The 9087-nt window shown below is 68.3% G+C and carries 9 protein-coding genes; 5 read left to right on the forward strand and 4 right to left on the reverse strand.

Annotation, left to right across the window (positions count from 1 at the left end):
• Positions 1–280: 280 nt before the first annotated feature.
• From JWQ05_RS08955 to JWQ05_RS08965, 3 genes are read left to right on the forward strand one after another with little or no spacing between them, the layout of a single operon-like run.
• The gene (locus JWQ05_RS08955; RefSeq protein ID WP_299657672.1) at positions 281–1423 is read left to right on the forward strand and encodes a flagellar basal body P-ring protein FlgI; all 1143 of its coding nucleotides are present in this window, start codon (positions 281–283) and stop codon (positions 1421–1423) included.
• Between the two features lie 52 nt (positions 1424–1475).
• A complete protein-coding gene (locus JWQ05_RS08960; protein WP_299657673.1) occupies positions 1476–1850 on the forward strand; it encodes a rod-binding protein in 375 nt (124 codons plus the stop codon).
• Positions 1834–2322, forward strand: a complete 489-nt coding sequence (locus JWQ05_RS08965; RefSeq protein WP_299657674.1) for a hypothetical protein — start codon at positions 1834–1836, stop codon at positions 2320–2322. The genes JWQ05_RS08960 and JWQ05_RS08965 overlap by 17 nt, the downstream gene beginning before the upstream one ends.
• Before the next feature lie 30 nt (positions 2323–2352).
• Here the strand turns inward: JWQ05_RS08965 and JWQ05_RS08970 are convergent, their stop codons facing one another.
• The 4 genes from JWQ05_RS08970 to JWQ05_RS08985 form a co-directional block, all read right to left on the reverse strand.
• Positions 2353–2628 (reverse strand): porin, encoded by a 276-nt coding sequence (locus tag JWQ05_RS08970; protein ID WP_299657675.1) that lies wholly within the window; start codon positions 2626–2628, stop codon positions 2353–2355.
• 133 nt (positions 2629–2761) lie between these two features.
• Positions 2762–4555: a hypothetical protein gene (locus tag JWQ05_RS08975; protein ID WP_299657676.1), complete on the reverse strand. Its 1794-nt coding sequence runs from the start codon at positions 4553–4555 to the stop codon at positions 2762–2764.
• A gap of 38 nt (positions 4556–4593) precedes the next feature.
• A complete protein-coding gene (flgK, locus tag JWQ05_RS08980) occupies positions 4594–6471 on the reverse strand; it encodes a flagellar hook-associated protein FlgK (protein ID WP_299657678.1) in 1878 nt (625 codons plus the stop codon).
• Positions 6472–6517: 46 nt separating this feature from the next.
• Positions 6518–7909 carry a flagellar hook protein FlgE gene (locus tag JWQ05_RS08985; RefSeq protein ID WP_299657680.1) on the reverse strand — a complete coding sequence of 464 codons (1392 nt, stop codon included), beginning with the start codon at positions 7907–7909 and terminating at the stop codon, positions 6518–6520.
• A gap of 251 nt (positions 7910–8160) precedes the next feature.
• On the opposite strand from JWQ05_RS08985, the gene JWQ05_RS08990 reads away from it, so the two are divergent.
• A complete protein-coding gene (locus JWQ05_RS08990) occupies positions 8161–8628 on the forward strand; it encodes a BLUF domain-containing protein (protein ID WP_299657682.1) in 468 nt (155 codons plus the stop codon).
• Positions 8629–8683: 55 nt separating this feature from the next.
• Positions 8684–9087 (forward strand): response regulator (locus tag JWQ05_RS08995; RefSeq protein WP_299657684.1); only part of this gene is annotated, 404 nt, incomplete at its 3' end.

Here is a 9087-nt window from a genome sequence, read left to right on the forward strand (position 1 = left end):
GGGCCTGTGCTTGAGGTGACGAAGCGGGGGTCGACGCGCATGGGATGGAAACCGATCGGGGCGGGTGGACGCCCGGCAGCGCCAGCATCCGATCCGCTTGGTTAACCGCTCGTAAATTTCCCGGCAGAAGATGCCGGGTCGGCACGAAGCGTCAGGCCGAGAGGTGCTGTCCGCTTCCTATCGGGTTTGAAAAAACGTTCAAAATCAACCGATTGGCGTAAACGCGCGTTTGGCACGCTCCTGGCACCATACCGAGGACCTGTACGCCTCGAAGAGTGCCATGCCCGACGCCCTCACCGGCCCGACCCGAATCCTCCGCCACGCGCTCTGCCTTTTGGCGGGCCTGGTGCTGGCAGTCGGACACGTGGCCCCTGTCCTCGCCCTGTCGCGGGTCAAGGACCTCGCCAGCGTCGAGGGCGTGCGCCAGAACCAGCTCGTCGGCTACGGCATCGTGGTCGGCCTCAACGGCACCGGCGATACCCTCAACAACATCCCCTTCACCAAGCAGTCGCTCCAGGCGATGCTGGAGCGGCTCGGCGTGAACACGCGGGGCGCCACCATGCGCACGCAAAACCTCGCGGCGGTGATGGTCACCGCGAGCCTGCCGCCCTTCGCCACCCAGGGCAATCGCATCGACATCACGGTCTCGTCCCTCGGCGACGCCAAATCCCTGCAGGGCGGCACCCTGCTGGTGACGCCGCTCCTCGGCGCCGACGGCGAGGTCTACGCCCTGGCGCAGGGGTCTGTGGCCATCGCGGGGTTCTCCGCCGAAGGCGACGCCGCCAAGATCACCCGGGGCGTCCCCACCAACGGGCGCGTGCCGAACGGCGCGATGATCGAGCGCGAGATGGCGTTCAAGATGAACGACATGCGCACCCTGCGCCTGTCGCTGCGCAATCCCGATTTCACCACCTCGAAGCGCATCGCCTCGGCGATCAACGACTTCATGGGCGCCGACACCGCCGAGCCCACGGACCCCGCCACCGTCACCCTGCAGATCCCGGCCCGCTACTCGGGCAACATGATCCGCCTCGTCACCGAGGTCGAGCAGCTCAAGGTCGAGCCGGACCAGACCGCGCGGGTCGTCGTCGACGAGCGCTCGGGCATCATCGTTATGGGCCGCGACGTGCGGGTCTCCACGGTGGCGATTGCGCAGGGCAACCTCACCGTGACGATCACCGAGCAGCCGCAGGTGAGCCAGCCGGCGCCCCTGTCGAACGGCGCCACCACCGTGGTGCCGCGCACCGGGGTCAAGGTCGACACCGGCGACGGCAACAAGCTCGCTCTGGTCAAGGAGGGGGTGACGCTGCGCGAACTCGTCGACGGCCTCAACGCCCTCGGCATCGGCCCGCGCGACCTGATCTCCATCCTGCAGGCGATCAAGGCCGCCGGCGCGCTGCAAGCCGACATCGAGGTCATGTGATGCCGGCCCGATCCCCTTCTCCATCTCTCCCGTCGCACGCGAGGTAAGTCCCATGCTGTTCGCGCCACTCGCCGCCAGCGCCGCCCTCGGGGTCGGCAAGGCCATCATCGGTGACATCGCCAAGACCGTGCAGGGCGCGGTCGGAGGTTCGGCGACGAATGCCGCCAAGACGGCGAACGAAGCGAAGGCCCGCAAGGCTTCGACGGACTTCGAATCGATGTTCCTGGAGCAGTCGCTGGACCGCATCGCGCAGACGGACGGCGAGGGGCCGCTCGGCGAGAACGGCACCGGGGGCGGCGTCTATCGCTCGATGATGACCAAGGAATATGCCGGCCAGATCGTGAAGAGCGGCGGCGTCGGCATCGCCGACCAGGTGTTCCGCGAGATGATGAAGATGCAGGAGGGTGCCGGTGCAAAGGCCAGCTGAAATTCCGACGCTCCGCATCACCGATCGCGTCGGGGCAGTGGCGCACGTGGCCGGGGTGATCGCGAGCCTCGACGCGCTCGAGGCGGTGCTCGCCCGCGAGAGCGACCACATCCGGGTCGGACGCCTGCGCGAGGGGCTTGCCGAATCCGAACGCAAGTCGACCCTGGCGGCCGCCTATTTGCAGGGACTCGAGGCGACCAAGGCCAATGCCATCGCGCTCGCCCGCTTCAACCCGGAAGGCGTCACGACGCTGAAGGCCGCGCATGCGCGCTTCACGGCGGCCGTCGAGACCAACCAGGCCGTTCTCGCCACCGCCCGCACGGTCTCCGAGGGGCTGGTCAAGACCTTGGCGGACGAGATGAACCGCGCTGGCACGCCGACCATCTACGGGCGGCCCTCGCAGGGGCCCTCCCCCTATGGCCGCAGCGGCGTCGCGCGCAGCCAGCCCCTGGTGCTGTCACGCAGCCTTTGAGGCGTCGCGTACCCTGGGGAGCGTCGTACCTCAGGGGCGCCCGTGCCCCATGCGCACGAAGGCGCGCACGGGCCCGAGATCGGACTCCGTTCGGGTGTCGATGGAGAGCTGCCCGGCCGTGACCGGCGCGGCGCGTTGCGCGCCGACATCGATGCCGCCCACGGCGCGGCCACTGACGCGCACGCAGGTCGCCGAGCCCGGCACGCGCACGAAGCCCGGCCCCTGGCGCGGACAGGACTGAAGCGCCTCGCGCGGCGCAGGCGCCTGGGGTTTCTCGATTGCCGAAGCGGAACCGATCGACGTCACGAGGACGATCGCCGTTCCCACGCAGGCCGCACGTTTCATGGCATCGAACCCCGGTATGAACCGACCTCGGGTTAAGCCATCCCGGGCTCGGCGCCAAATCGCGTGAGCCTCTGGGACCGCCGCCGGGTCTGTCCTATCCGAGATAGCTGACCAGGGTCAGCTTCGAGAGCATGGACGTCACCTGGTAGCTCGCCTGCAACTGGGTCTGGAGTTGCAGCAACTGGGCGGTGACGCTTTCGGCGGAGATCGTGTCGACACCGTCGAGCGAGCCCTGCAGCGCCGCACGGTTGGTCCGATTCTCCGTCTTCGTGTTGGCGAGCGTGCTCGCCGCCAGTCCCAGGTCGCTCGCGATCCCGGGCACGCCGCCTCCGGTGCCATCCGTGACCAACAGGCTGCGGGCGCGATCCGCGACCGCGCCGAAGCGCACGGCCTCGGGGGTTCCGGCGGCTCCCGTCGTGCCGGTGTCGGCCGCCACCATGGCGAGCCCAGCGAGCACGGCGCGGATTGGCGCCTCGTTGGCCTGGACGCCGATGTTGACCACCCGGTTGGCGCTTACCTGCGCGGTCGCGGTCGCCCTGGGGTCGGCGGCGGTGTCGTCGCCCGTGTACCAGATCACGGTCTTGCTGCTCGCCTGCTCGGCATAGCCGTTGCCGTCGGCGCTGACGCGGCGGGGCGCGAGGCCGGCCGAGGCCGAGCCGGCGAAAAAGTCCTGCGAAGCGCGTGAAGCGGAACTCGCCGAGAGGGTGGTCGATGCCGCGCCCTTCAGGGCATTGTTGACGGCGCTTGTCAGGTTGGCGGCGATGTCGCCGCTCAACGAAAACTCGGTGGTGGATTTTGGGTCGGCACTCGCCCGGGCCGTGAGCGTCAGGCTCTGGGTGGTGCCGTCCCGCAGGGCGATGTTCACCGTCACGGTGTCGCCCGCACTGGGTGTCCCGGTCACGCCCAGGGTCAGCGAGGCCGGTGTTCCGGCGCCGAAATCGGCCTGGATCGCGAGGGCGGCCGGCCCCTGGATGCTGGCGACGTTCGCGGTCTTGAAGCGGTCGGTCAGGTAGGTCGCGGCCTCGGCCGCCGTGGCGAAAACCGGCATCGTGTCGGTGGCGCCCGGGGTCGAGGAGGCCTTCGCGGTGAGGTCGACGAAGCTTTGGGTCCCGTCCGGCTGGTTGAGCGCGACCCGGATCCGGTCCCCCTCGGCGGGCGCATTCGCCATCGATATCGCGACCGGCGGCGCCGTGGCGGCCGTGGTGGTACCGGCGGTGATGCCGGCCGGGTTGGAACTCGTGGCCGAGAGCAGACGGAAGCCGAAATTGGCACGGGCTTCGGTGCCGGCCGCGCCCGTGCCCTCTTCGCTGAGGGTCACGGTCGAGCCGCTGGCGCTCGCGGCGACGCGGCCATTGGCGTTCGGCCCGAGATCGGCCGCCTTCTGCTCGGCGATCAGCGTCTTGAGGCCGTCCCGGTTGGTGGAAACGTCGCCGTTCAGGATCATGTCGGACGAGACCACGGGGGGAGAATCCGTGGCCCGCCCGCCGAAGATGTACTGTCCGCCCGCATCGACGTTCAGGGCGTCGATGGCCGCGTCCAGGCTGTCGCGCGCGATCTTGGGCGTGTTGGCGGTGGTCGAGTCGTTGCTCGCGGTCAGCGAGCGCCGCAGGCCGTCGCCGAGGGTGTTGACCTGTGTGACGCTGGCATTGGCCAGCGTGACCCGCGTGGTGGCGCCGGTGATCGCGGCGTCGTAGCCATCGAGGGCGCTCAGCGCCGCATGCGCGCTGAGGCTGGTGGTGCGCCCGGCGCCGAGACCGCCATAGGTGGTGGCGGCCTTGCCGCTGGCGAGCTGCGTCGTCAGCGTGTCGAGGCGGCTCTTCAGCCCCACGAGGTTCGCCGTGTTGCGGTCGCTTCGGAAGGTGCTGGCGTTGAAGGGCGCGATGCTCATCGGGACCTCGGAAGGATGTCTTGCACGGCGGGCGTTCCTCAGATCCGCAGCAGGGTGTCGAGGAGGTCGCGGGCGGCCGTGAGGACCCGCGCGTTGGCGCTGTAGGCGGTCTGCAACTGCACCAGCTTCGACATCTCTTCGTCGATGCTGACGCCGGAGGTCGAGGCGACGCGCGACTGCGCGGTCGCCAGCGCGATCCCCTGGCCCTCGTCGAGGCTTTGGGCGGTGGAGGCGCCCGCGCCCTGCGCGTCGATGATGCGCTGGGCGAAGTCCTGCACGCTCGCGGTGTAGGGCGCGCTGATGCCGCCGATCCCGCTCGCCGCCGCGAAGGTGCGGCTGGAGCCGGTGAGGGCCGTGTAGAGGAACTGCGGCCGCGTCGTATCGGAGGCCAGGGTGTTCGATGAGGTGTTGACCAGGCTGGCGGTGTTGCCGACGAGGGCCTGGTTCACGCCGATGCGCTGGGCGAAGCCGGTGAGCTGGGAGCCCTTGTCGAAGGAGCCCGTATAGAGCGTGCCCTTCGCCGTGCTGTCGACGAAGAGCGCCAGCTGCGGCTGGCCCTTCTGGAAGTCGGCCGGGCTCTGCGGCTGGGTCACGCTGGCGCCGACGCCGAGTAACGTCGGTGCGCCGGTGGCGGGATCGGTGGTGATGCGCAGGCCCCCGGTGCCGGCGCCGGGCTGGCTGGTGACGCTGAAACTGGCGCCCAGCGCGGTCTGGATCGCGTCGCGCAGGCCCGCATTCGTGCCCGTCAGTTTGATCGGGACGATCGTCGCCGTGGGGTCGTTGGTGTCGGTCGGTTTCACGGTCGGCGCGGTGGCCGAGGTGTAGGGCATCAGCACGAGGTTGCGCTGGACGCCGGCGGCATCGCGCAGGCTCACCGTGACGGCGTTGCCGGCCTGCAGCCCGTCGAGGTCGATGTCGAACCCGGTGCTGGTCCCGGCGGTCACGGGGGTGCCCGTCGCATTGCGATCCGACATGGACCGGGAGAGGCCGGCGGCCAACTCGTCGAGCTGGCGCTGGGCCTGGGGCAGAATGGTGTCGCGCAGCTCGACGCCCGCCGCGAGCGAGCCCGAGCGGATCGCCTTGGCGGCGATGAGGTCGATATGGGCCCCGCCCGGCGTGTTCGCCGTGATGGTGCCGACGCCGCGCTGCGTCGGATCCTGCGAATAGGCGGCGTCCGGCGAGAGCGTGCCGCGGCCGTCGAAAGTCAGGGTGGCGGCCGCGCCGCGATCGACCAGCGTCATTCCCGACGTGGTGATGACCGAGACCGTCCCGTCGCGCTGGTCCACGGTCTGCACGTCGAGATAGGCGGAGAGGCCGGTGATCGCCTGGTCGCGCTGGTCCTGCAGGTCGGCGCGCGCGCCGTCGTCGGTGGTTCCGGTGATCTGGGTGTTCAGGGTGGCGATGGACTTCAGGTACTCGCTCGCCTTGGCGGTGTCGCTCCCGAGCCGGCTCTCGGTGGCGGTCCGCAGGTCCTGAACGCCCCCCGCGATGGTGCCGATGCTGGAGGCGAGGTTGGCGGCCTTCGTGAGCACGGTGGCGCGGGCCGGCGCCGAGGTCGGGTCGCTGGCGAGCGATTGCAGCGAGAGCGCGAAGTCGTTCACGACCCCGTCGAGGGCCGTGGAGGTGCCGGGCGTGCCGTAGAGCTGGTCGAGCTGCGTCCGCACCGCCGAGAGCGAGCCCGTATAGGCCGCGCCCGACGTCTCCATGCGCAGTTGCTTCTGCGAGGCCGCGTCGAGCGCCCGGCCGATGGTGCCGGTCGAGACGCTGGAATTGCCGACGCCCTGGGCCACCGGCGTGAGGGTGCGCTTCGTGTAGCCGGCGGTGCCGACATTCGCGATGTTCTGCGAGACGACGCCGATCGCCGCCTGAGTCACCTTCAGACCGGCGGTGGCGGTGTTGATGGCGTTGAAGCTCACGAAGCCCCTCCTCCCTGGTTCAGGTCACGGCCGGTCCGGGCCGGCCTCATCGGATGATGTTGATCAACGCCGTCATCATGTCCTGAGCCGTCGAAATGACCTTCGTATTGGCGGAATATGCCTGTTGGGTTACGATCATCTTCGAAAATTCGCTCGCAATGTCGGTATTCGATTGCTCGACGTTGCCGCCGATCACCGTCGTGCCGTCGAGGCCCACCAGCGGCGTGCCGGAATCCAGGGTCTGCTCGTAGGTGCCGTTGGAATCCGCCTTCAGCCCGTCCGAATTGTTGAATTGGACCACCTTGATGTTGGCGAGCGCGACGGTGTTTCCGTTGCTGTAGGTGCCCGAGACCTTGCCGTCCTTGGTGATGCTGAGGTTGTTGAGCGTGCCCGAGGTGTAGCCGTCCTGCGTCAGCGTGTTGGTGGTCACGGTACCGCCGGAAGCGGTGTAGCCGGTCAGGCCGCCGCTTCCGTAGTTCAACTGGATGTTGCCGAGGTTGACGCCGTCCACGGTGAGTGCCGGGATCGTGACCGACGTGGTGGCGGGGGATGTCAGCTGCCCGCTGCCGTTGAACTGGAAGGCGGTGCCGGCATTCGTCCAGGACGTCGCCGTGCTCGTGACCGCGCTCTTGTCCGCGTAGAACAGGTTCCAGACGTCGTTCGTGCCCGCAGCCGTGTCGGCGTTCTGGACCTTGGCCCAGCGGGTCTGGACGCCGACCGGACCGCCGCTCGCGGTGTAGGCCGTCAGCGACGGTCCCGCGATGCTGCCGTTGATGAAGCTCGACGCGTCGGCGACCGAGACCGTGCTGGACCCGGTGCCGGACAGGATGGCGGGGTTCGCCCCCGAGGCCAGCGTACCGAGCAGTTCGGAGCCGGGCACGTTCGTGTTGGCGTTCGTGGTCGCAGGGGTCTTCGGCAGGTTGGCCGAGTAGGTGATGCTCGAGGTCGGGTGCGCCGGCAGGATCGAGTTCGAGACCTTGATCGGCCCCTCGTCGGTGGCCTGGCCCGTGACGGGATCGAGGCTGTTGCCCTTGAGGTAGGAGCCGCCGCCGTTGACGAGGTAGCCATCCTTGTCGAGGGCGAAGTCGCCGCGTCGCGTGTAGTAGTCGGAGGGCGAGAAGTTCGCCTGTCCGTTGGCGTCGGTGGTCTTCGTCTGGACCACGAAGAAGCCGCTGCCGTTGAGCGCCATGTTGGTGCCGACATCGGTGGCGTTCAGGCCGCCCTGGACCGTGGTGGTCTGGCGAGAATTGGCCGCCACCGTCCCGGCGACCTGCCGGCTCGGCGTCTGCTGCTCGGCGACGAGATCGACGAAGCTGGTGTCGACCCGCTTGAAGCCGGTGGTCTGCGAGTTCGCGATATTGCCCGAGATGTTATCGAGGGAGAACGCCTGGGCCTTCAGGCCGGAGACGGCCGTCTGCATCGCGGTGAAGACATCCATGGCCGAAAACCTTGCGTGACGAGTGCGTCGCCGACGCATCTTCGCACCGGCCTTGGCCTCGATCAGCAATCGGTGTGCCAGGGATAAGTCATTGGTTTTCTTTGGTTTCGTCTGGCGTGCGCTCGGCAAGAACCGCTCCGGGTCGGGTCAGGCGGCAGGTTTTGCCGGGTCCTACCTGACGCGCCCGCTCGTTTACGCCGCGTTATCGCCGATCGGCCTATCGTCGCGGAATCGAAGGCGGGATCGCGTTCATGAGAGCCAAACGGTCGACCCTCGTCCACCTGATCTACTTTTCGCGGCTGAACCTTTCGGCGGATGCGCCCTCGCGCACGCAGCAGATCGGCGAGATCACGCGACAGGCGCAGAAGAAGAACGAGTTCGCGGTGATCACCTCGTTCCTAATCATCGAGCAGAACTTCGCCGCGCAGATCATCGAGGGCGAGCGCACTTCCATCAGCGACGCCTTCACCCGGATCAGCAACGATACCCGCCACCGCGACGTGCAGATCGTCGAGTGGCGGGAGATCATCAAGCGCGAGTTCGTGAATTCCTTCGCCACGGGCATCCGCAATCCGGTCAACGACGCGGTCTTCCAGAAGGCGAACCTGCTGCCCATGTTCCAGCGCGGAACCCCGAAGGCCGCCGCGATCCATTCCCTCGCGGTCAGCCTCCAGGCCGAATCGATGTCCAAGCAGGGCATCGATCACCTGTTTGTCTGACGACATGCCTGCCCGGAACGACCTCGTCGTCCCGCACTCAAACCCATGAAAACCCATGAGCGAGACGCCCGCGATCCTCATCGTCGATGACCAGGAGAAGCTCCTGAAGCTGGTCGTCCTGTTGATGAACCGTATCGGCTTCCCCGACGTGGAGGGCGTGACGGACGCCGTCACGGCCCTGGAGCGCATGCGCCAGCGCCGCTACGCCCTGGTGATCTCCGACCTCGACATGGAGCCGATGGACGGCCTCTCGTTCCTGCGCGAGATCCGGGCGGACGACGCCCTGATGAACACGCCGTTCCTGCTCACCGAGGCCTCGTTCGACTTCGAGGACATCAATCTGGCGCATCAGGCGGGCGCCGACGCGTTCATCCTGAAGCCCTTCGACATGTCGGTGCTGAAAGCCAAGCTGAAGCAGGTGATCAACCGCAAGCCTCGTCGCCGCGAGGCGCCGCTCGC

Source organism: Methylobacterium sp. (assembly GCF_028290105.1).
GTDB lineage: Bacteria > Pseudomonadota > Alphaproteobacteria > Rhizobiales > Beijerinckiaceae > Methylobacterium.

Excerpts from the sequence above, each read along its gene's own strand:
- JWQ05_RS08975 (WP_299657676.1), bottom strand. The coding sequence starts at position 4,555 with ATGAGCATCGCGCCCTTCAACGCCAGCACCTTCCGAAGCGACCGCAAC.
- JWQ05_RS08990 (WP_299657682.1), top strand. The coding sequence starts at position 8,161 with ATGAGAGCCAAACGGTCGACCCTCGTCCACCTGATCTACTTTTCGCGG.
- JWQ05_RS08955 (WP_299657672.1), top strand. The coding sequence starts at position 281 with ATGCCCGACGCCCTCACCGGCCCGACCCGAATCCTCCGCCACGCGCTC.
- JWQ05_RS08960 (WP_299657673.1), top strand. The coding sequence starts at position 1,476 with ATGCTGTTCGCGCCACTCGCCGCCAGCGCCGCCCTCGGGGTCGGCAAG.
- JWQ05_RS08985 (WP_299657680.1), bottom strand. The coding sequence starts at position 7,909 with ATGGATGTCTTCACCGCGATGCAGACGGCCGTCTCCGGCCTGAAGGCC.